The sequence below is a fragment of the Singulisphaera photorubra genome, assembly GCF_045290345.1.
GTDB lineage: Bacteria > Planctomycetota > Planctomycetia > Isosphaerales > Isosphaeraceae > Singulisphaera.
The window spans coordinates 9,180,069-9,200,975 of the sequence record NZ_CP155447.1 but is presented as its reverse complement, the minus strand read 5'-3'; the positions used below and the strand labels follow the sequence as shown (position 1 = coordinate 9,200,975).

Genomic DNA, 20,907 nt, shown 5'->3' with positions numbered 1-20,907 from the left:
GGTCTCAACGCTCCAGGATTCAACAATTCTTGAGATCAATTGGCGTCGACAGGCCTGGGTTTGTCCCGACCCTGCGGCGCCACTTTTTGCGCATCCGGTGGAATCGGTGCCTTGTCCGGAGCGATCAGTGGCAGATCGTCGGGCAATGATTTCAAGAAGAAGTCACGATACTGGATCTTCATGGGAGGTCCGACATGGACCTGGACTGCCAGTACCCCTGCGAGTTTCCGCCCTGACTCATCAAGGTCGATCAGGTCGACGGTGGGATGGCCGTCGATCCAGTGGCGATGGTGGTTTCCTTCGACGAGAACGCGGTAGTCGTGCCACTCGCCAGCGGGAAACGCCTTGAGTGGGAAAGTTTTGAGCACCCAGGGTTGGCCTTTGGTGTCGATAACGACCTGCTCACCGGTGTGCGCCAGTATCCGACGTCCTCGCTCTTCGTAGAGCATTCCATTGTAGTCGGGACGGTCCGCCACCACGTCGCACTGGTAGCCGGTGACGACCGACTCGCCCAGGTCGGGCCGCTCGGTTCCTCGGTATTGGAGCCCGCTATTGCCGTTCGGTGAGACTTTGACCTTCACCCGAAGCTCAAAGTTTTTGACCGTGCCCCCACGCCAGGTGATGAATCGATTGAATTTGAGCGTGCCGTCCGCTTTGCCGGTGAGGCATCCGTCCTCGGCAGACCAGTAGGCTGGGTTTCCGTCCCAGCCCGTCAGGTCACGGCCGTTGAAAATCGCCTGGAATCCTTCGGGGGGCGTTGGCGTCGCCGCCGCTTCACCCGCGCTCAATTCCCGGATCCGGACGTTACGCCAACGGACTTGGTACGGGCCTTGGCCTTTGGCGATCCCGTGAACTTGCAATCCAATGAAACCATGACTGTCCATGGGGTCGCTGAAATCCGACGCGGCAATCCCGTTGATCCAGGAACGGTAACGATCGCCCTGCACCACGATCCGGTAGTGATTCCAGTCGTCATCCTTGAAGGCGCCCTTGGCCTCCGACTTGATCTCGTTGAGCCATTTCCCGCGACGTCCCTCATCGTATACCTGGGCCGCCGTGCCGGTCTCTTTCCGAGCGATCTCGAACTGAGGACCGTAGACGACACCCGCCCTCTGCCGGTTCTTCGGGTCGGGGTCATCCTTGCCGTAGACGTGACTCCGGACCTGGACGCCCGAGTTCAAGGCGGGATCACATTTGACTTCCAGCTCGAGCTCAAAGTCTTTGTAGTCCCCTTTGCAGAGAAAGGTATTCGGACTTCCCTCCACGGTCGTGCCAACAATGGAGCCGTCCTCGACTTTGTACGTCGCGAACCCACCCCGGATCGTCCAGCCCTCGAGCGACTTACCGTCGAACAAAGAAACCCAGCCGTCGGCGGCGGCGAAGGTCGTTGAACAAAGCGCGGAAAGGGCCACGAGGGACGCGGTCAAGAGGGTTCGTGATCTTGGATCCATCGACTGTCTCCAATCTGGCTGGGGCCGAACTCGATTCGTAAACCGCGGCACAAATCAAAAAACGATAACGACACGTTGATGCATCCGGCCTCTCGAGTGCAAACTGGCCGTCGCACTGTCGAGGTCGGTGAAGCCTCAAGCCTCATTAAGCCTCATTGCGCGGGGAGGGATTGCAGTAAGGGGCGCATCGCCGACCAGAGTTGCTGTTTGATCTGGATCGCGACTGGGTTCTCAAGGCGTGCGAACTTCGTATTCTTGTCACCTTCCGCCGCAAGCACGCCCACAGTCAGTTCCCCGTCGGTGTAATACCGGTCACCTCCACCGTTTCGCCCCAAGAGGGTCGCCCCAACCCCTGTGACCTGGAACAGTTCGGTCAGCCAACCTGCCTTGCGGAGATCGGCCATCAGGCCGCCTCGTTCGGCATCGATATCGGGCCCGATATGGTGGGTGATCTGGCCGGTCAGATGGCTCAGCCCGACACTCCGGTCGTAGGTCGCGGAGCCGAGCCAGAGCGGAGCGCCGTCGCGGCCGACTTCCTTGGTCTTCCAGAAACGGACATGGTGCCGATGCGAGGCACTGTTCCCGACGGGTTGCTCGAAGGCAAGGTCCTGCTTCCGCCCGAAAAGAAAGAGGTTGCTGACAGGGGCATCGGGGTATGGCCGGTCGCGCAAAACGCTCCCCGCGATGCGGAGACTGGTTCGCAAGGTCACCGGATCCGCGGGATCCCAGCCCGAACCGAGCATGGCGTGGAGCAGTTCCTTCTCGGCTCCGATCAACCCAACGTTGAGCGGGTCTCCGGGGATGCCCTGGGACGTCAGGGTCGTCTTGGGCGCGTTTTCAAGGCCAGGCTGGTGTTCGTAATGCCGCCAGAGAGCGGGGAGGAGCACATAGGCTGAGAGCAGCCAGAAAATGACGACGAAGGCCAGGATCTTCAGTCCCCGGATCAGATACCGCCGCCATCGCGGGACTTTAGCCGGCGAAGATTCCGGCGCCCCTGGATCGGGACGTGCCGGCGTCTCAATCGGCTGCGAGTTCGCAGGTGGAACCGTGGCATCGCCTGCATCGCTGGTTTGATTGTCTGACATGCCAACCTCGCTCGTGGCTCTCGATCACGATCCCCAACGGCTCTCCACTCGATCATCGCATTTCGAGAGCGATCAAGCATCAGCCTGTCATTCCAAGAGCGAACGACGCTGACGGAGATGCGGAACTCGCGGTCAGCCTTGCTCCGGGTGTGCCGCGAGAGCAATCGTGAGACGGTGCTGGGTGTCGGAATCGAAGGCGAATCCAGTCCGCACGACCGAAGGGCGCAGGGCGATGAGCGATTGAGGGAGTTCAGCTCAAATGTGATCGCGGCCGGAGCAGGGGTGTTGGGCCACCAAGGTCGGGGCTCGAGGTCCAGCGGCTCGATGGCTGGGCCCCGCCCCAGTTCCGACAGTCCACCGCTTCTTCCCGACCAGCCGGGAAGAAGCGGAAAAGACGGTCGGAGTCTTAGAGTCTGTCTCGTAAGTTCAGAGAAACCGAAAATTGAAGGCCGTTTGGGTGCCACGGGTTCCGTACTCGGAACCCGTGCGCGCCAGGCCAAGGCATTCTCGCATGGGTTCCGAGTACGGAACCGCATGGCACCCAGCAGATCATTCAAAAGCTCCCGTGGGATTCACCTTCTGGGACAGACTCTTAGACTTCGTCTTCTTCCTTGAGCTTGGCGAGCACGCTCAGGTCTTCCAACGTGCTCTTATCGCCGGTGCTCTCGCGGCCGGCGGCGACATCGCGCAAGAGCCTGCGCATGATCTTACCGCTGCGCGTCTTCGGAAGTGAGTCCGTGAAACGGATGTCGTCAGGGCGGGCCAGGGCGCCGATTTCCTTGACAACGTGAGCGCGAAGCTCCTGCCGAAGTGCCTCGGAGGCCTCCTGTCCGGTCTCCAGGGTCACGAAGGCGGAGATCGCCTGTCCCCGAAGCTCGTCGGGCTTGCCGACCACCGCGGCCTCGGCCACCTTGGGATGGCTGACCAACGCGCTCTCGACTTCCATGGTCGACAGGCGATGCCCGGCGACGTTGAGAACGTCGTCGACCCGGCCCATGATCCAGAAGTTGCCATGTTCGTCGCGACGCGCGCCGTCGCCGGTGAAGTAGCAGCCGGGGACCTCGCTCCAGTACGTGCTCTTGTACCGCTCATCGTCGCCGTAGAGGGTTCTGAGCATCGCGGGCCATGGTTGCTTGATGACGAGGAAGCCCCCCTCGTTCACGCCAACCGGCTTGCCATCGCGAGTGACCACTTCGGGAACGATGCCGGGAAGTGGCCGCGTGGCCGAGCCTGGGATCGTTGGTGTTGCCCCCGGCAATGGTGCGATCATGATCGCGCCGGTCTCCGTCTGCCACCATGTATCGACGATCGGGCATCGTTCCCCGCCGATGACCCGGTGATACCACATCCAGGCTTCCGGATTGATCGGCTCGCCGACACTTCCGAGGAGGCGGAGGCTCGAGAGGTCATAGCTCTTCGGGAATTGCTCGCCCCATTTCATGAAGGCGCGGATGGCCGTTGGCGCGGTGTAGAGAATCGAGACCTTGTTCTCTTGGATGATCTTCCAGAACCGGCCTTCGTCGGGCCAGTTGGGGGCGCCTTCGTACATCACACAGCTTGCGCCATTGGCGAGCGGTCCGTAGACCAGGTAGGTGTGTCCGGTCACCCAGCCCACGTCGGCCGTGCAGAAGTAGACGTCGTCATCCTTCAGGTCGAACACCCACTTCGTGGTGAGCGCGGCCCCGAGGAGGTAACCGCCCGTGGTATGCAGAATCCCCTTCGGCGTGCCGGTCGAGCCCGAGGTGTAGAGGATGTAGAGCGGATGCTCGCTATCGAGCGACTCGGCCGGACAGTCGGTTGAGGCCTGGGCCGCGAGGTCATGCCACCAGTGGTCGCGACCTGCCGTCATTGCGATGTCGTGGCCCGTCCGCTTGTAGACGACCACGGCTTCCAGGGAGGGACAGAGGGCGGCCGCGCCATCAGCGTTCTCTTTGAGCGGGACGACCTTTCCTCGTCGAAACCCTCCGTCCGCGGTCACAAGAACCTTGGCCTGGCAATCCTGAACCCGCCCCGCGAGTGCCTCCGCGCTGAAACCGCCGAAAACGACGGTGTGCGGCGCTCCGATCCGGGCGCAAGCCAGCAGTGCGATGACGAGTTCGGGGACCATGGGCATGTAAATGGCGACGACATCGCCCTTGCGCACGCCGAGCCCTTTGAGCACATTCGCGAACTGAGAGACCTCGCGAAGCAGATCCTGGTAGGTCAGCACCCGCTTTTCGCCGGGCTCCCCTTCCCAGATGATCGCCGCCTTGTCCTTGTTCGGCCCTTCGCAGTGGCGGTCAACGCAATTCACCGACGCATTGAGCTCGCCGCCGACGAACCATTTGGCAAAGGGCGGGTTCCAGTCGAGAACCTGATCCCAGGGCTTGGACCACTGGAGAGTTTGGGCCATCTCGCCCCAAAAGCCGGCAGGGTCATCCTTGGCACGATTCCAGAGCGACTCGTATTGTTCGAGGCTCGAGATATGAGACTTCGCCGCAAACTCTGGGGGAGGCGGGAAGACCCGATTCTCGGTGAGGATGCTGACGATCGATCCGCCGTGTTCAGCCGACATCGTAGAGAGGCTCCGGAATCGCGTGGTCGTTCGCGGGAAGCTAGCCCCCGTCGGGGACCGGAAAACGCAACGACCCCACGTATCCGGTCCTCATGGAGGCAAGCCTTGAATTTTAAGGGCCAGCACGGCGAGACGCAAGCGGCCAATGCCCTCATGGCATGGGAGTTGCTTTGTATCAAATACTATGAACGCCAGGATGCGTTTACGCAAAAAGGGATTGCAAGCCGTTCGGATCGCCCCCATGGAGCCAGCGGAGCGGGTTGGTTTGTGCTAAGTATTCAAATATTAGGTCGGGAATTCGACGTCAGTGGTCCGGAGACGGATGCTCAACGTCAATCCGGGTTCCCTGAAAACAAAGAGGTCGGCCGGTCCCACTGATCTTCGAACACGAGGGGCTCGAGCTCAACTCGATTGAGCCACCCGAGCCTTTCAAGCTCGGGAGAGATCGGAAATTCCGCAACTCGGCCCAAGCAGAGGTAAGCCACCGGGACGACCTGGTCCGGAAGCGCAAGGATCTGGCGCAAATCCTCAATTTCGACGATGCTCACCCACCCAACACCCACACCCTCCGCGCGTGCGGCCAGCCAAAGATTTTGGATGGCGCAAACGGTGCTGTAGAGGTCCATCTCGGGTTGCGCCGTCTTGCCCAGGACGACCGGGCCGTGCCGCGATCGATCGCAGGTCACGCAGATGTTGAGAGGCGACTCCATGATCCCTTCCAGCTTGAGGGAGCGATACAACTCACCGCGCTCACCCTGGAACTGAACGTTCGCCGCTGCGTTGGCGCGTTCGAAGGCCGCTTTGACCCGGGATCGAACCTCGGTCGAGCGAACCAGGAGAAAATTCCACGGCTGCATGAATCCGACCGAGGGGGCGTGGTGCGCGGCATCAAGAAGTCGAGCGATCAAGTCGTCAGGCAAGGGATCGGGCAGGAACTGCCGGCAATCCCTGCGTTCGAAGATGGCTCGATAGACGGCCTCACGTTCAGTAGGAGAAAATGCGGACATGGACCGAAGCCTCTCACTCAGGCCGCGGCCGTGGAAGCGGGATCGGCCAAGGCATTAAGAACAGAATCAGCGGCGGCTCTCGCCCCTCGTATACAGTCGGGAATGCCGACTCCGTCGAAGGCGTTGCCTGTCATAATCAGCCGGGGGTGGCGGGTGAGCCGTTCGCGAATCGCCGCAACGCGGTCAATATGGCCAAGCGTGTATTGAGGCATCGCGCGAGGATGGCGACCCACCTGCATGAACAGAGGATCGCCAAACGTGCCGAGCAAGTCACCCAGTTCTTGGCGAACGATCTGTCCGATCCGCTTGTCGTCGCACTCGTAAAGATCAGGCTGGGTCGCGCCACCGACGAAGACTCGTAAGAGCACTTTCCCGGCGGGGGCTCGGCCAGGGAACTTCACGCTCAGGAACGAGACCGCCAGGATCGATCGTCCTTCGATCGCGGGGACGACAGCCCCGAACCCATCGAGCGGGTGGGCGATCTGATCGCGACGATAGGCTACGTTCACGATCACCGAGGACGCGTAGGGAATCGATCGGAGCTGGAGCGCCAGGTCCGAATCAAATCCATCGACGAGTCGCGCCGACGCGTGCGCCTCGGTCGCCAGAACGACAGCGCTCGCCTCGATCGGGAGACCGCTCAACAATTCGACCCGCCAGGGCGAGACCGCGTCGGGGCGGTGGATACGCCTCACAGGAGTCGACGTGCGAATGGTTCCGTCCGGAAGCGCGGCGGCCAGGGTCCTGGGAAGTGTGTCCATCCCCTCCGGCAGGGTGACGAACAGCCCGTAGCGGGCTCCCGAGGCAAAGCGCTCGGCCGATCGTGCGGCCTTTGCCTGACGGAGCGCACCCAGAATCAGGCTCCGGTGATCGTTCTCCATCGCGAGAAATTGAGGAAGGGTCGCTCGCAGGCTCAGCTCGTTGGGATCGGCCGTGTAGATCCCTCCCACGAGTGGCTGCACCAGCCGCTCCAGCGCCTCACGGCCAAGCCGTCGCTTCACAAACGAGCCGAGACTTTCATCCCCTTGCTCGTCGCGATCGCGGCGGGGCAGGATCAGATCCATCAACATCCGAAGCTTGCCGCGCACGGAGAGTATCGGAGTTGTAAGGATCGGGCCGAGCCGATTCGGAGCCATCAGCACGAAGCCTTCAGGAACCGGTACGAGCCGGCCTTGGCGGACGACGAAGGACCGCCGGTGCTGGGGGTCCGGTCCGATCAGTTGATCCTCGAGGCCGAGCTCTCGGCAGAGGTCAACTCCCCAAGGCTTGTTCGTGATGAACGAGTCAGCGCCCCCTTCGAGCGTGAATCCATCACCTCGATTCGTCCAGATTGCCCCGCCAATCCGGTCCTTGGCCTCCAGCAAGACCACCTCGACCGCCTTGCGAGCTTGCTTCGCGCGGTCCACGATCCGGTGCGCCGCGGCCAGCCCCGAAAGGCCGCCGCCGATCACGACTACCCGATCCTGTCTCGACGAAGTCTCAGGCAAGGCAAACTCCCTTCAGTCTCAAATCCAAGCGGCAGCCGTTTCCATGAAGGGACACGTCGTCGGCCCGATTTGGCTAGCGCTCCGCTCCGATCTTCGTGACGACGAGGTCTCCGAGCGCCTTGATAAAGGTGGGATGGTCGTTGACCGTCCCCGCTCGGACCATGTTCATCCCGAGTTCGCGACAAGTCTGAGCGGCCTCGAAGTCCAGATCATACATGACTTCCACGTGATCGGAAATAAATCCGATCGGACAAAGGACAACGTCAGCCACTCCTTCGTCGTTGAGCTGCCTGATCTTCGAGTTGACGTCCGGTTCGAGCCAGGGGGTTCGCGGATTTCCACTCCGGCTCTGCCAGACCAGGTTCCAGGGAACGCCGTCGAGGCAGGTCGCAACATTTCGGCAAGCGGTCTCGATTTGAGCGACGTAGGGACATCGTTCCGCCGTCGCCACCGGAATACTGTGCGCCGTGAAGAGGAGTTTGGCCTGGTCGCGCCTCGATTCTGGCACTTGTTCTAGGGCTCGCCTGACTTCGTCGGCCTGAGCTTCGGCAAACAGCGGGTGGTCGAACCAGGGTTGCACGAAATCGATCTGGAGCGTTTCACCCGCCCCCGTCGAGTCGAGCACCTCCTGCACCGTCTCCTGATACTTCTCGAAGCTCGGGTCGCTCCGATAAGGTGCGAGGATAATTCCGACGGCGCGCCGCCTGCCATCCTGCACCATTGCGTTGATGGCCGTGAACATGTACGGCTTGGCGAATCTCATTCCCACATAGACGGGGAGTTCGAGACTTTGCTCGTCAATCCAGTTCTTCAGCCCTCGAGCCTGACGAGCCGTCAGCTCATTCAACGGACTCTTCCCACCGATCAGTTCATAGTGATGGACAACCGCCTCGTAGCGTTCTTTGGGAACCGGGAGGCCGCGGAGGATGTTGTCCAGGAACGGACGGACCTCCTCCATCTTTTCGGGCGCTCCGTAGGCCATCAGCAGGACACTGTCGTAAGTGATTTCCATGTGTAAAAGTCAACACCGTTGTGATCGATGGAAGACCGAGGACTCGGGTCGGGCGGTTGGGGCGGGGCGCTTGCCTCTACAAGTTTATCCAATCGCCAAGAGCTTGGCGATGGTCAGGACCGAGGCGACCATCGCCGAATGTCATTGACCGGTCATCGACCGACCGGTTGCCCGTCTTCCAGCCGGACGCCCTTGATGAGGTTACTGGGAATCCCGTTGGGATACTCTTGAGTCAGGATCGACTCAATTTCTTGGAGACGCGTCTCGGGGAGTGGGTGGGTCGCGAGGAACTCGGGCTGCCGACTCCCCTGGCTTGCGGCTTTGAGAATTCGCATGACGTCGAGCATGGCTGAAGGGTCATAGCCGGCCTGAGCCATATAACGGAGTCCGAAAGTATCGGCTTCCGACTCATCCTCTCGGCTAAAGCGAAGCTGAGTCACCTGATTCACCATGGCGGCTACCATCTGGGCTTTGCGGCCGTTGTCGTCTTCGCCGCTCGCCCCGACCCCGACGGCCAGGGTCAACAACTGGCCCAATCGCCCTTTCGCCATCTGTGCGGCCGAGTGGCGGCCGACCACGTGGCCGATTTCGTGTCCCAGAACCCCGGCAAGCTGGGCCTCGTTCGTCATCTTCTCCATGAGGCCGAGAGTGATGAAAATCTGGCCTCCAGGCAGCGCGAAGGCGTTGATCGTCTCGGGATCGTTCAGCAGGTAGAAGTTGTAGTTGTCGACGTACTCACTCCGGCTCGCGTCGCTCCGCTCGACGAGCCGTCGGCCGACGGCATGGACGAGGCGCGCCCGCAGGTCGCGGGATGGGTCGATCCTGCCCCCCATTTGCGCGGCCATTTCGGGGGCGGCTTGCAGTCCCAGAGCTTTTTCTTCGGTGGAGCTGATCGCGATATGCTGGGTCTTCCCCGTGACAGGGTTGACTTGGGTTTGGAACGAGTAGATGCCGATGCTGATGACCGCGATGATGATCGCCCCGATGATTCGGAGGTTTGGCCCTCGATTTTCGTTGGAGGGTCCATAGTAGCCACCGTACGACATGACAATTCTCCCGCGCCTGACTTGATGCGAACCGCTTCGAAATTATGTTTTAGCAAATCGAGGACCATCTTGTCGCAATCGGTTCGCAAGAGACGGAGAACGCTTGCCACCCGCATCGTGAGCCGCATACGCTGCTAGACTCGGGACATTTTTTTCCTCACTTGCGGCAAGGGGGGGGATGGCTAAAATGTGGTGGTTCTTCCGTCCTTCGGCCGTCGCAGCGAAAGGGGTTGGGCGTGCGCATCGCCTATTTCGACTGTTTCAGCGGGATCTCCGGCGATATGACGCTAGGAGCGCTCGTCGATGCAGGGGTGGATTCCAGGGCGATTCAGGCGGCTGTGGCCAGCCTGGGCTTGCCGTGCGAGCTGACCTTTGAGACCGTGCGTCGCGGCGGATTTCGCGCGAATTATGCGCGCGTTTCCACGCCTCATGAACACGCTCATCGCCACCTCCATCACATTGAGGCGATCATCGACAAGAGCGTTTTGACCCCTCGTCAAAACGATCTGGCCAAGCGGATCTTTCGACGCCTCGGTGAGGCCGAGGCGATGGTCCATGGCATGGACCTTCAAAAGATTCACTTTCACGAGGTCGGCGCGGTCGACTCCATCGTTGACATCGTTGGGGCGGCGGTCGGTCTTGACCTGCTCGGAGCCGAGCGGATCGAGGCAAGTCCCGTTCCTCCCGGACTCGGGTCGGTCATGGCCGCCCACGGACGGATGCCTCTCCCCGCACCCGGCACGGCCGAGTTGCTCAAGGGAGTCCCTCTGGCCGAGTCGACGGTCGAAATGGAGCTGACCACCCCAACCGGGGCGGCCATTTTGACCTCGGTCGCCGACCGGTTCGGCCCTGTTCCCGCGATGACGATCGAGTCGATCGGTCTCGGCGCAGGGACACGTGAGCTTCCTGGCCAGGCGAATATCCTTCGCCTGCTGGTCGGCCAGATTAGCTTGCCGGCCTCGAGTGACCGTGTCTGGGTTCTCGAGACAAATCTTGATGACCTCCCGGGCGAGATCGTGGGCTACACCACGGAACAGCTCATGAAGGCCGGGGCGCTCGACACGTTCCTAACCCCGATCCAGATGAAGAAGAATCGGCCTGGCGTCATGGTGACGGTCCTCTGCGACGAGGAGCGGATCAATGCGCTCGAGGAAATTCTGTTCCGTGAGACGACGACCCTGGGGATCCGCCGCTACCCGGTCAGCCGGCACAAGCTGAAACGGCAGGCGACCGAGGTGGAAACGTCGTTCGGGCCGATCCGAGGAAAACTGGGTTGGCGCGATGACCGCCCCCCTGTGTTCAGCCCGGAACACGATGACTGCGCTCGGGTCGCCTCCGAACGTGGTGTGGCTCTTCGCGAAATCTACGACGCCGCCCATGCGGCCTATCAATCCCGGCAAGCCGCGGATCGCGCTGGTCAGTCCACTGGCTGATCGAGGATCTGGGCCGGGATTGACGTGTCGGACTTTCAATGAGGCGAGGCCACGGCAGGATGCCGGGCCCGCTTTCAACCTCGACACGATTCGGTCAATATTCACCGCATTTCCAGGGAAGGGAACGCGACATGACTCCGTCACCGAGATTGCTGATGACCCTGGTCGTGATCTTGAGCGCGGTGTTGGGGCTTACGCTAACCATCCTAGCCTGGGTCGTCGTGCAGTTGCGCCGCCAGCCGGTCGCGACTTGGGTGAAGAACCTGGATGACCTTCGAACTCGTCAGGACGCACTCGAAGCGATGATGGAGAAAGCGAACTCGACTCGGCTGGCCGAGCCTGCTCTCAAGGCTCACCCAGGCCCTCCGTTGCGACGGCCAGGGACACGCTCCCGTCGTATCGACGCCGCCGAACCTACGGCCGTCTCGGGCCCCACGTTGATCGCGGTACCCAGCTTGGTCACAGCCTCGTTGCCGTCGTCGGCTGCGGTCACCCATGACCTGGGACGCCGATTTAGCCCGATCTGGGACCTGGCCGATACGGGGGCGACCCCTGACGAAATCGCCAGGAGCACGGGTCAGCCGATCGGTCAGGTGGAGCTGATTCTGGCACTCCGGCGACAGCTCAACGCCAACGTTGGGGAGCCGCGTCTCACATGATCGCGCTGGAACCGGCCGCCGCTGCCTGTCTTTCTCGAACTCGTTCGGCCGTGATCAATGTTTTGATCGGGATCAGCGGGGGAATCGCCGTCAGTGGTCTCCTCCTTCGCTGGCGAGATCGAGGCGCGATCTGGCGCGCTCCCGACGAGCTCAGGCAAGGGTTGCTCGTGGCCCTTTTCCTCGTCCTTTTCTCGAGCTTTGCCGTACGACGCGTCAGTGCGAGTCGGGCACGGCTTCACGATCCCGAGCGTCGCGCCTCGCGATTTTACCAAGCCCATCTGACGTCGGCGGTTATCGGATCGCTCGCGATCTTGCTTGGCCTTTGTTACGGTTGGTGGATTCGGCCTCGGCTCGACGCGGTCAGCCCATTCTGGGTGGCCGCACTGGCCCTTGGCTTTCTGGCGCTTCCCCGCGCTGACGAGCTTCGAGATTTCGAAGAACCGATCCCCGAACCGAACGAGCCGAAGCGATGACCCCGTCCCAATCCACACTCCTCTGGGTCTACGTCGCGATCATCGCCATGTGGCCCATCCGGCACCTGGCGCTCTGGTTCATTTTCAGTAAGCTCGACATCCTTACTCCCGACTCCCCCCGTCTGGAGACGGACGATCCTCCCCTGGTGACGGCGATCATCCCGGCGAAGGACGAAGAAAGGACGCTGTCCGAGTGTCTGGCCTCGGTTTGTGCCCAGTCGTATCCCAACCTCGAAATCATCGTCGTCGACGATCGGAGCACCGATCGGACCGGGGCGATCGCACGCGAGTTCGCCGCGTCGGATCCGCGAATTGAGGTTCTTACGATTGAGCATTTGCCCCTGGGTTGGACCGGGAAGACCCACGCCGCGCAACAGGCGGCGGACCGGGCGCGGGGAGATTGGTACTGGTTTCTCGATGCGGACACCCGGCACTCGCCCGAAAATCTTGAGATCGTTATGGAGTACGCTCGCGAGCGCGGCGCGGCGCTGGCCAGCCTCTTGCCCGAGATGCGTTGTGAGACGTTCTGGGAGAACGTCGTGCAGCCGTTAGCGGGCATTGTTCTGATGCAATCGTATCCCCTCTTTCGCGTGAATGACGATCGTTCCTCGTTGGCGTTTGCCAACGGCCAATACATCCTCATCAAACGAGCCGCCTATGAGGCCGCGGGGGGCCATCACGCGGTCCGCGATCGGTTTGTTGAGGACATTCGTCTGGCGGCGCGGGTCAAGTCGCTAGGCCTGCCGATTCGTGTGGCCATCGCTCGGGGGATCGGATCAACCCGAATGTATTCGTCCCTGGATCAACTCGTGCGGGGATGGAGTCGGATCCTCTACGATGCGCTGGGACGTAATCCTTGGCGGTTATTCGGTCGCTTGCTCGACCCTCTGATATTCAGCCAGACTGGGCACGTCGCGCTCGCCTGGGCGATTTACCTGCTCGTTCAAGGGGGTGCAGCTCCGTTCGCCCTCTGGCTGCTCGGGCTGAGTGTGGTCCACCACATTTTCACCTACACCGTGCTCAATCGCGTCTACCGCATGTCCGTTCCCGAATCGCGTTACGTCGCCTGGTTCCCCGTGGCGAACCTGGTCATGGACGTGATCCTGATTCGTGCTATCAAGATGTGTCTGACCGGTCGCGTGACCTGGCGCGGAACCGTCTACGGGCCGACGGTCACGCAGACCACTCGCCCTGTCACAAAGCCGGTCTCCCCAAGCTCGTGACCCGTCAATAGAACACGGTCGGCCAACTCTTCCTATCCAGTCGACAGAGACGACCACTTCCCGGCCGCCGCTCAATCTGAGGCACCCATGGCAATCGCTCTCGCGGACGCCCTGATCGCACGTAACCCGTCCAATGGCGCGGAGCTGGGACGCGTGAACCCGACCGCGAGCGAGTCGGTCGGCGCGATCGTCGAACGCGCCCGCGAAGCTCAGCGCATCTGGAGCACCACCGCCTGGTCGGAACGTCGCAAGATTCTGAAGCAGTGGGCGCGAGCGTTTGTTGGTCAGGCTGACACCTGGGCCGATGCGATCTGCCAGGAGATTGGTAAGCCGAGGGGGGAGGCCATGGGCGAAGTCGTCATGAGCCTCGGTGCCATCCGCTGGACGATTCTCCATGGAGCGCGGGCGCTCGCTGACGAAAAACTCCGGGCCGGTCGGCAGGCGTTTCTCTTGATTCCAGGGGCTCGGGTCCGCTATCGGCCTCTGGGTGTGATCGGCATGATCGGTACCTGGAACTATCCGCTCTTCCTCAATGCGCCTGCAATCGCGCAGGCAGTTGCCGCAGGTAACGGAGTCGTCTGGAAGCCCTCCGAAATGGCCCCATTGGTAGGGCTTAAACTTCAAGAGAGCCTCGACGAAGCCGGGTTTCCCGCGGGATTGGTTGCGATGGTGCAGGGGCGAGCCGAAGTGGGTCGCGCCCTGGTCGGAGCACGCATCGATAAGGGGATGTTCACGGGCGGGAGTGAGAACGGTCATCGCGTACTGACGACACTGGCCGCGAATGGAGTTCCCGCGCTGGCCGAACTCTCGGGCTTCGATCCGGCGATCGTCCTGCCCGATGCGCCTCGGGCCTCAACGATTCGCGCGTTGACCTGGGGAGCGTTCGTCGGGTGCGGACAGACGTGCGTCGCGGTGAAACGGATCTACATCGTCGGCGACGCGAAACCATGGCTCAAGGAACTCGCTGAATCTGCACGCTCGTTAAGAGTGGGTGACCCGGCCGCGCCGAATGTCGATATGGGGCCGCTGATCTCGGAAGAGGCTCGGGATCGATTCGATCGGTTTGTGCGTGCGACCGTGGATCATGGCGCCGAGATCGTGACGGGGGGCGAGCCTCGGCCCGGCCCTGGTTGGTTTTACGCGCCGACGGTGCTTTCCGCCTCATCAGCCGAGGCCGAGTCGGCGCTTGCCGGCGTCTTCGGACCGGTCGTGCTCGTCAGGCAGGTTCACAATGAGGAAGAGGCGGTGGCTGCCGCAAACTCAAGTCGATTCGGCCTCGCCGCCAGCGTCTGGGGCCGCGACCTCGACGCGGCACGCGCCGTGGCGAGGCGGCTCGACGTGGGCACCGTGACCGTGAATGACGCCGTCACACCCATCGGCCATGCGTCGGCTCCATTCGGCGGTACCAAGGCGAGTGGATTCGGACGGATCCACGGCATCCACGGCATCCGGGAGTTCGTGCAGACCCAGGTTGAACAGACCCGTCATGCCGGTGGTTTCAGGCCGCAGTTGTTTCCCTACTCGCAACGCATTCCGACACTCTTGAAAGCGTACCTACAACTTTTCCATCGGTGATCGTAACCCCCATCGCCACGGCGGTTTTTCCTCATCGGCAGTCGATGAACGGCAACTCAAGCCTCCATCGGCGCTGGCCTGACGGTCCGAAAATCGATACAATAAAGCACCACGCAGGAGCGCCGCGTCGGCGGCGAGGATCAAGGGACGAAAAACAACGGAGTCTCACCACTATGGCGAAGTTACGCCTGCTCAAGACAGGTCACGGCGACCTCTGTTTGGCGGAGTGGGACAAAGACCGGCCGGAAACCATTACCGACGCGGCCGCGGCCTTCGCTGAGCATTTTACGCCGGGAAGGCTTGCCTTCCGGCTCGATGGCCCGGGCCAGACACGGCCGATTCGTGCGTTCGACGCCACCGCGCCGGAAATTCTCCTCGTCCCCGCCATCCAGGGAGGCTGAAGGGGCGTGCTGGGCTCGACCTTGATCGACGAGGGAGGGCATCCCCGCTCATCCTCACTCGGATGCGCCTCAGTCCGCTCTTTCGGATTGCCATGATTCGCACTGGCTACCTCCGCTGGGAAATTGACGTTGCTGACGAGCGGTCCCCGGTGGATCCAAGGGCCCGTGAGGTGACCTTCCGTGCGCGGCCAAGCTATCGCGTGATTCGGGTCAAAAGCAACGGGCAGATCGACGCCGCCGAGCAGTTCACACAGGGCGAAGCAACCTACGACACGGTTCTGAGAGCGATGCGCCGCGATGGCGAGGAAACCGACGTCGTCATCCCGGACGTGGGTCCGAGACCGTTTCGCTACTCGGAAAGCGATCGACTGGAAACGCCGCGGTTCTGGATGATGAAGATTCAGCGCGAGGCCAATGCCTTCGCCCACGAAGTCGTACGCGCTGCGGCTGGGTTTCCCCAGATGGTCATTTCGAGTCCCGCGCTGCGCGCTGGCTATGCTCGCCTCGTGGAGTGGGAAATCTTCCGCGTGATCGAAGGACGGAGCACCCCCCAGCCCACACGCGAGGATGAGCCGATGCGGCTCGATGCGGGGGCCTACCAATCGGGAGTTCCCGAACTCGTCGCCGCGGAACTGGTTCGCGACGTGGTCGATGCGAAGGAATTCGACGAGTTCTGTCGCTTCGATTGTGTCACCGTGCTCAACGGTGGCAAATACTTCCGGATCCCCCGGCGCCCGCACGGCCTGATCGAAGTCTGGGACGCCCGGACCCAACGCCCCGAAGCGCGTCTATGCGTGGTCTTTCAAGACCCCGGGATGCCCCCTTCGGATGAAGTGGTGATGAAATACCTCCTCGCCAAGCACCAGCCCGACCTCCTCTGGCAGGTCGGGATCAAGTTCAGTCCCCCCGCCGGCAAGTTTGAGTCGACACCTCCTCGAAGGTGGGGACGTGGCGATTGAACGGTTGCGTCAGGGTGGTCGGGAGTATCTCAACACTTTGCCTGGCGCCCGGTCGACTGGTAATCAAGGCAGCGCCGAAGGGAATGGCCGGCTCGCCGCGATGCCCGCACGCTCAAGCTTGCGATCGTGACCGCCTCTGAAGTTCGGAGCAACCGTTCCGATGCCAAAGTGTCAGGAAAACTTCCGTACTGCATCGCGATTGGCAGCTGGATACCGAGCGCCAGATTGGCCAGAATCTCCGCAAACCACTACCTAAATTAAGGTTGCGGAATTATTGATTGCTTGGTACGTACCTTGCCTGTTACGGTGGGATCATCAGAATCGAGAGGACGAATTGTGCCTCTCGGATCTCACGAGCCTCCACTCGCGATCTCATTCGATGGGGACCTTCGATGTCAGCCGTTTCGGAACCGCAGGTATTTTCGTTTCAAGCTGAGATCAGTCAGCTCCTCCACTTGCTGGCGCATTCGCTCTATCAGAGCAAAGAGATTGCTGTTCGTGAGCTGATCTCCAATGCCTCTGATGCCCTCGACAAGATGCGGTATGTCTCTCTGACCGAGGAGGCTCATCGCGACGAGGCCCCGTTGCAGATCGTGATTGAAGGGCAGAAAGAGCCACGTCAGCTCGTGATCCGAGACAATGGCATCGGAATGACTCGAGAGGAATTGGTGACGAACCTGGGCACGATCGCCCATAGCGGTTCGCTCGAATTCCTGAAAAATGCGATCAGCCAGAACAAGGGCGACCTCTCGCTCATCGGCCAGTTCGGGGTGGGATTCTACTCCGCCTTCATGCTTGCCGATCGCGTTCGGGTTCGCACCCGCAGCTTCAAGGAAAGCGAGGGCTGGGAGTGGGAGTCGGACGGGACGGGGACGTTCCGGATCTCTCCCGCGGGACCGCTGGAACGCGGGACCGAGGTGATCCTTCATCTCAAGGACGATGTTGCCGACTTCCTCGAGGAGTCACGGATCCGGTCGATCGTTCGCCGCTACTCGAGTTTCGTGCCCCACCCGATCCGACTTGGCGACCAGGTGATCAACGACCAGAAGCCGATCTGGGTTGAGCCCAAGAGCCAGGTCAGCGAGGAGCAGTACCTACAGTTCTACCAGCACCTGACACACCACTCGAATGAAACGCCGCTCTGGCACCTCCACCTTGCGGCCGATTCGCCGTTTCAGTTCCGCTCGATTCTTTATTGCCCCCCCAGCAACATCGAACTGCTCGGCTTTGGTCGTCTCGAGCACGGAGTCAGCCTGTGCGCCAAGCGAATCCTCGTGCAGTCCGATTGTCGTGAGCTCCTTCCCGACTATTTGCGCTTCCTGCACGGGATCGTCGACTCCGAGGATCTGCCCTTGAACGTCTCGCGAGAGACGTTGCAAGACAACACAGTCATCCGCCGGATCCGCAATACCCTGGTCAAGGGGGTCCTCGATAAACTGAACCAGATGGCCGATCAAGCGGCCGGTGGCTTTGAGGAATTCCACCGCCAGTTCGGCGCGATCCTCCGCGAGGGGATTGCCAGCGACCCTGCCAATCGCGAACGAATCGCCAAGCTGCTCCGCTTCCCCTCGTCGCATTCCGACGGGACCCAGTTGACCTCGCTTGATGAATACATCAAGAGGGCTGCCGCGGATCAGAAGCCCATCTATTACCTGGGTGGCCCCAGTCTGGCGTCGATCAAGACGAGTCCCAATCTCGAGATCTTCCGCCGGCGCGGAATCGAGGTCCTCTACCTGAGCGATCCGATCGACGAATTCGTCATGTCGACGATGCGCACCTTCGAGGGTCGGCCACTCACCTCGATCGATTCCGAAAACGTCGAATTGCCCGAGGTGGAGGCCGAGAAGAAAGCGGATGAGGAGCCGCCCGTTGGCACGAAGCGGGTGCTCGAGCTGTTCAAAGCAGCGCTCGGAGATCGGGTCAAGGAAGTCCGAGAATCTAAGCGATTGACCGATAGCCCTTGCTGCCTGGTGAACGCGGACGGTGGCATGAGCAGCCAGATGCAGCGGCTCATGAAGATGGCCAATCAAGACTTCATGCCTGCCAGTCGGATTCTGGAAATCAATCCGTCTGCCTCCCTGATCCGACGGCTCAGCAGCCTCAGCTCCAACCAGGAACACGACGACTTCATCAAACTCTGCGCCCTTCAACTCTGGGCCAACGCGATGCTCCTCGAGGGAACGATTCCCGAGCCTGAGAGCATGGTCGCGCGGGGGCAGTCGTTTATGGAAGAAGCCGCTCAGAAACGATCGTCGATCATTCTCTGAGCCGGGTGGATACCAGGGTGGGCACGGCACACCGGCCCACCCTCGCTTGATTATTGCGCCGATTCGCCCGGTGATCGGTGGATCGGCTCGGTTGAAGGCGTGGGTTCCGCGGGCTCGGCAACCGGCTCGGGCTCCCCCTCGCGCCTGGCGGAAATCACCTTCCAGCCCGTATCAATCCCTTCCAAACGGAATCGCATCAGCTTGAGGTGAAGCGGGGTCGGCGGGGCGCCGGATGAGCCCAGCCGATCCGTGATCATGGCCGTGACTTCCGCGCGATCGAGAATGTACGGGCCGTCGGCTTTCAAGGTGGGGAACGGACGCTTCAAGAGTTGATCCCACGTTTCGCGGTTCGCGCCAAAATCGAGCGCAAGCTCCCGTTCCGTAGCGGGCAGGGGGGGCTTGGCATCCTCGACGAGTTGCTTATAGGTCGGGATCAACTTCTTCGGGGCCAACGCCCCTTCTGCCAATTTTTCGAAGGTCGAGGCCATTGCCTCAGCGGCGTCGAAGAGGTCGTCCGGGCTTCCACTCGCAATCTTCTTGGCGGTTTCAACCTGTTCGGCCTTGGCGGCGTGGAGTGCGTCGAGAGTTTCCGCGGCCGGGCCAAGCAGGTCGCGAGGTTGGAAGCGGCCGATTTCCGTGTTGTATTCAAACGACTTGTTGAGCCGTTCGTGGAATCGGGCGATCGGTCGAAACGATCCCTTCAAGGGCCGATCTCGGGTTGGGTCATGCCTCACGTTTTGGAACGAGCGAATGGCGGGAGGCTCGTCAACGATCGAAACCTTCTGGGTTTCCTCCGGCTTTTCTTCCGTCAAAGACCGAAGAAACGTTGATGCCACAACTTCGATCGGATCGGGAGGAACCGGGTGCAACCAGGCTTGAATCGTCGGCCAGGCCACGACCATGGCAACCGCAAGAGTGGAGACGAGGAGGAACAAGCCAAGCCAGACAGGACGGAGTCGACGACGGCTGGGCGATTCGGCGGCGGGGACAAAAACCGACTCCTCGGTAACGGCGGAGCGTATCGCCGCGACCGGCTTCGGCGTCACTTGCTTGGCCCCACATTTGGGGCAGGCGACGCGCCGACCAACGGAATCGTCGGCGGTCAGAAACGTGGCGTGGCAGGACGCGCAGGTCAGACGAATGCTCATGTCGGATCCTTCGGAAGTGAGCCCCCGGCGCCAGCGGGAGAGAGCGGTGCATTCGTCGGCCCCTGAACGACGCAACGCGGGCAGAGATCCGCGTTCCCTTGGAATGGGCGAGCGCAACGGGGACACAGGCCGGCTTTTCGCCGTAAATTTGGCAAGGCCGCGCGGAGAGTGGCCCCTTCGGCCGTGTCTCCAAACGTCTCGGCCACGCGGGACGCAAGCATGGCGGCGTCCCGGGATCGACTTCCTGACCGAACCCAACCTTGGAGGAGAGTCACCAGCCAACGCACCAACTGACGATCGAGTTCAACGAGCCGCTCGCCTCGCAAATGCAGCGTGAGCGCATCGCGGGCGTCGATGACGCGATCGGGATCGTTTGCGGCTCGCCCCGCCTCGATCTCCTGGCGATGCGTCTCGATCTTCCGATCGCGGGCCCGGCACAGTTCGTCACCGAGGGCCGAGGCCTCGGAAGCGACCTGACTCTTATCGTTGGCCAATGATTCAATCAAACGCTCAGCGTCTTCCCAGTGGCAGTCGGCAATCGCTCTCCGTATCGCCGTGAGCCTTGGCTCACTCGCACTGCCTGGGCCGGCTTGTTCCGACTTTTCGAGGGCGTTGGCGATCCGACCGAGCGTCGGAATCATCCGAAGCTCAATCAGGTCAGCGGTTCGCCAGGCAGAGTCCGCGCCATCGATCAATAAGTCGATCAACTCTGCGGAGGCTTTCATGAGTCGACCTGCGACCCAGCCTCCCAACCCAAATCCACCGATAGTGAGCAAGGCGACAAGGCCCATGATCCGTCGTTCACCCCAGGTGAACTGCGCGTCGGAGAGCATCGGCCCCACTTGATCGAGGAAGACAGAGACGCCCATCCCCCAGAGCCCAAGACGAACCAAGGGGGCCATTCGTCCCAGCACCACACGGGAGGTGCGAAGCGACTGATAGCGTGAAGTCCGACGAACCGGGTCGATCATGAGCGATGCCACGGGTCGAATTGGGAACGGCTGTCGGTCCGAACGCACGTCATTATGGCGAGAGCGGGACTTGGCCGCCAGCGAGTGCCCCTGATTCCGTGAGGCAGGGGGAACAAGTCGTAAGAAATGACACAGAAATCGCTGCCTCGAAGCAGT

The 20,907-nt window shown here is 61.6% G+C and carries 17 protein-coding genes; 8 read left to right on the top strand and 9 right to left on the bottom strand.

The window, feature by feature from the left end:
* Positions 1-35: 35 nt before the first annotated feature.
* From V5E97_RS34330 to V5E97_RS34300, 7 genes are all read right to left on the bottom strand, one after another.
* On the bottom strand, positions 36-1,451 hold the full coding sequence (locus V5E97_RS34330) for a 3-keto-disaccharide hydrolase (RefSeq protein ID WP_406696042.1): 1,416 nt from the start codon (positions 1,449-1,451) through the stop codon (positions 36-38).
* A 152-nt stretch (positions 1,452-1,603) separates the two neighbouring features.
* Positions 1,604-2,536, bottom strand: coding sequence for an LssY C-terminal domain-containing protein (locus V5E97_RS34325; RefSeq protein WP_406696041.1), 933 nt, complete (start codon positions 2,534-2,536; stop codon positions 1,604-1,606).
* Positions 2,537-3,128: 592 nt separating this feature from the next.
* The gene (acs, locus tag V5E97_RS34320; RefSeq protein WP_406696040.1) at positions 3,129-5,090 is read right to left on the bottom strand and encodes an acetate--CoA ligase; all 1,962 of its coding nucleotides are present in this window, start codon (positions 5,088-5,090) and stop codon (positions 3,129-3,131) included.
* A gap of 332 nt (positions 5,091-5,422) precedes the next feature.
* Positions 5,423-6,097, bottom strand: coding sequence for a 5,6-dimethylbenzimidazole synthase (gene bluB / locus V5E97_RS34315; RefSeq protein ID WP_406696039.1), 675 nt, complete (start codon positions 6,095-6,097; stop codon positions 5,423-5,425).
* A 17-nt stretch (positions 6,098-6,114) separates the two neighbouring features.
* The gene (gene hemG, locus V5E97_RS34310; RefSeq protein ID WP_406696038.1) at positions 6,115-7,584 is read right to left on the bottom strand and encodes a protoporphyrinogen oxidase; all 1,470 of its coding nucleotides are present in this window, start codon (positions 7,582-7,584) and stop codon (positions 6,115-6,117) included.
* A 73-nt stretch (positions 7,585-7,657) separates the two neighbouring features.
* On the bottom strand, positions 7,658-8,596 hold the full coding sequence (gene hemH / locus V5E97_RS34305; protein WP_406696037.1) for a ferrochelatase: 939 nt from the start codon (positions 8,594-8,596) through the stop codon (positions 7,658-7,660).
* Positions 8,597-8,748: 152 nt separating this feature from the next.
* The gene (locus tag V5E97_RS34300) at positions 8,749-9,642 is read right to left on the bottom strand and encodes a M48 family metalloprotease (RefSeq protein ID WP_406696036.1); all 894 of its coding nucleotides are present in this window, start codon (positions 9,640-9,642) and stop codon (positions 8,749-8,751) included.
* A 236-nt stretch (positions 9,643-9,878) separates the two neighbouring features.
* Between V5E97_RS34300 and larC the strand changes: the two genes are divergently transcribed.
* The 8 genes from larC to htpG all read left to right on the top strand — a co-directional run bounded on the left by larC (position 9,879) and on the right by htpG (position 18,632).
* On the top strand, positions 9,879-11,075 hold the full coding sequence (larC, locus tag V5E97_RS34295; protein WP_406696035.1) for a nickel pincer cofactor biosynthesis protein LarC: 1,197 nt from the start codon (positions 9,879-9,881) through the stop codon (positions 11,073-11,075).
* A gap of 131 nt (positions 11,076-11,206) precedes the next feature.
* Positions 11,207-11,734, top strand: coding sequence for a hypothetical protein (locus V5E97_RS34290; protein WP_406696034.1), 528 nt, complete (start codon positions 11,207-11,209; stop codon positions 11,732-11,734).
* The gene (locus tag V5E97_RS34285; protein ID WP_406696033.1) at positions 11,731-12,207 is read left to right on the top strand and encodes a hypothetical protein; all 477 of its coding nucleotides are present in this window, start codon (positions 11,731-11,733) and stop codon (positions 12,205-12,207) included. The genes V5E97_RS34290 and V5E97_RS34285 overlap by 4 nt, the downstream gene beginning before the upstream one ends.
* Entirely contained in the window at positions 12,204-13,430 is a 1,227-nt protein-coding gene (locus V5E97_RS34280) for a glycosyltransferase family 2 protein (RefSeq protein WP_406696032.1), read from the top strand. The genes V5E97_RS34285 and V5E97_RS34280 overlap by 4 nt, the downstream gene beginning before the upstream one ends.
* Before the next feature lie 87 nt (positions 13,431-13,517).
* Positions 13,518-15,005: an aldehyde dehydrogenase family protein gene (locus V5E97_RS34275; protein ID WP_406696031.1), complete on the top strand. Its 1,488-nt coding sequence runs from the start codon at positions 13,518-13,520 to the stop codon at positions 15,003-15,005.
* Between the two features lie 173 nt (positions 15,006-15,178).
* Entirely contained in the window at positions 15,179-15,406 is a 228-nt protein-coding gene (locus tag V5E97_RS34270) for a hypothetical protein (protein ID WP_015245825.1), read from the top strand.
* A gap of 92 nt (positions 15,407-15,498) precedes the next feature.
* A complete protein-coding gene (locus V5E97_RS34265) occupies positions 15,499-16,365 on the top strand; it encodes a hypothetical protein (protein WP_406696030.1) in 867 nt (288 codons plus the stop codon).
* 392 nt (positions 16,366-16,757) lie between these two features.
* Positions 16,758-18,632, top strand: coding sequence for a molecular chaperone HtpG (gene htpG, locus V5E97_RS34260; RefSeq protein WP_406696029.1), 1,875 nt, complete (start codon positions 16,758-16,760; stop codon positions 18,630-18,632).
* Between the two features lie 50 nt (positions 18,633-18,682).
* Here htpG and V5E97_RS34255 read toward each other — a convergent pair whose 3' ends face one another.
* Both V5E97_RS34255 and V5E97_RS34250 read right to left on the bottom strand, forming a co-directional pair.
* Positions 18,683-19,780, bottom strand: a complete 1,098-nt coding sequence (locus V5E97_RS34255) for a zinc ribbon domain-containing protein (protein ID WP_406696028.1) — start codon at positions 19,778-19,780, stop codon at positions 18,683-18,685.
* On the bottom strand, positions 19,777-20,763 hold the full coding sequence (locus tag V5E97_RS34250; RefSeq protein WP_406696027.1) for a hypothetical protein: 987 nt from the start codon (positions 20,761-20,763) through the stop codon (positions 19,777-19,779). The genes V5E97_RS34255 and V5E97_RS34250 overlap by 4 nt, the downstream gene beginning before the upstream one ends.
* Positions 20,764-20,907: the final 144 nt, after the last annotated feature.

Excerpts from the sequence above, each read along its gene's own strand:
- V5E97_RS34330 (WP_406696042.1), bottom strand. The coding sequence starts at position 1,451 with ATGGATCCAAGATCACGAACCCTCTTGACCGCGTCCCTCGTGGCCCTT.
- V5E97_RS34325 (WP_406696041.1), bottom strand. The coding sequence starts at position 2,536 with ATGTCAGACAATCAAACCAGCGATGCAGGCGATGCCACGGTTCCACCT.
- acs (WP_406696040.1), bottom strand. The coding sequence starts at position 5,090 with ATGTCGGCTGAACACGGCGGATCGATCGTCAGCATCCTCACCGAGAAT.
- bluB (WP_406696039.1), bottom strand. The coding sequence starts at position 6,097 with ATGTCCGCATTTTCTCCTACTGAACGTGAGGCCGTCTATCGAGCCATC.
- hemH (WP_406696037.1), bottom strand. The coding sequence starts at position 8,596 with ATGGAAATCACTTACGACAGTGTCCTGCTGATGGCCTACGGAGCGCCC.
- V5E97_RS34300 (WP_406696036.1), bottom strand. The coding sequence starts at position 9,642 with ATGTCGTACGGTGGCTACTATGGACCCTCCAACGAAAATCGAGGGCCA.
- V5E97_RS34290 (WP_406696034.1), top strand. The coding sequence starts at position 11,207 with ATGACTCCGTCACCGAGATTGCTGATGACCCTGGTCGTGATCTTGAGC.
- V5E97_RS34285 (WP_406696033.1), top strand. The coding sequence starts at position 11,731 with ATGATCGCGCTGGAACCGGCCGCCGCTGCCTGTCTTTCTCGAACTCGT.
- V5E97_RS34280 (WP_406696032.1), top strand. The coding sequence starts at position 12,204 with ATGACCCCGTCCCAATCCACACTCCTCTGGGTCTACGTCGCGATCATC.
- V5E97_RS34275 (WP_406696031.1), top strand. The coding sequence starts at position 13,518 with ATGGCAATCGCTCTCGCGGACGCCCTGATCGCACGTAACCCGTCCAAT.
- V5E97_RS34270 (WP_015245825.1), top strand. The coding sequence starts at position 15,179 with ATGGCGAAGTTACGCCTGCTCAAGACAGGTCACGGCGACCTCTGTTTG.
- V5E97_RS34265 (WP_406696030.1), top strand. The coding sequence starts at position 15,499 with ATGATTCGCACTGGCTACCTCCGCTGGGAAATTGACGTTGCTGACGAG.
- htpG (WP_406696029.1), top strand. The coding sequence starts at position 16,758 with ATGTCAGCCGTTTCGGAACCGCAGGTATTTTCGTTTCAAGCTGAGATC.
- V5E97_RS34255 (WP_406696028.1), bottom strand. The coding sequence starts at position 19,780 with ATGAGCATTCGTCTGACCTGCGCGTCCTGCCACGCCACGTTTCTGACC.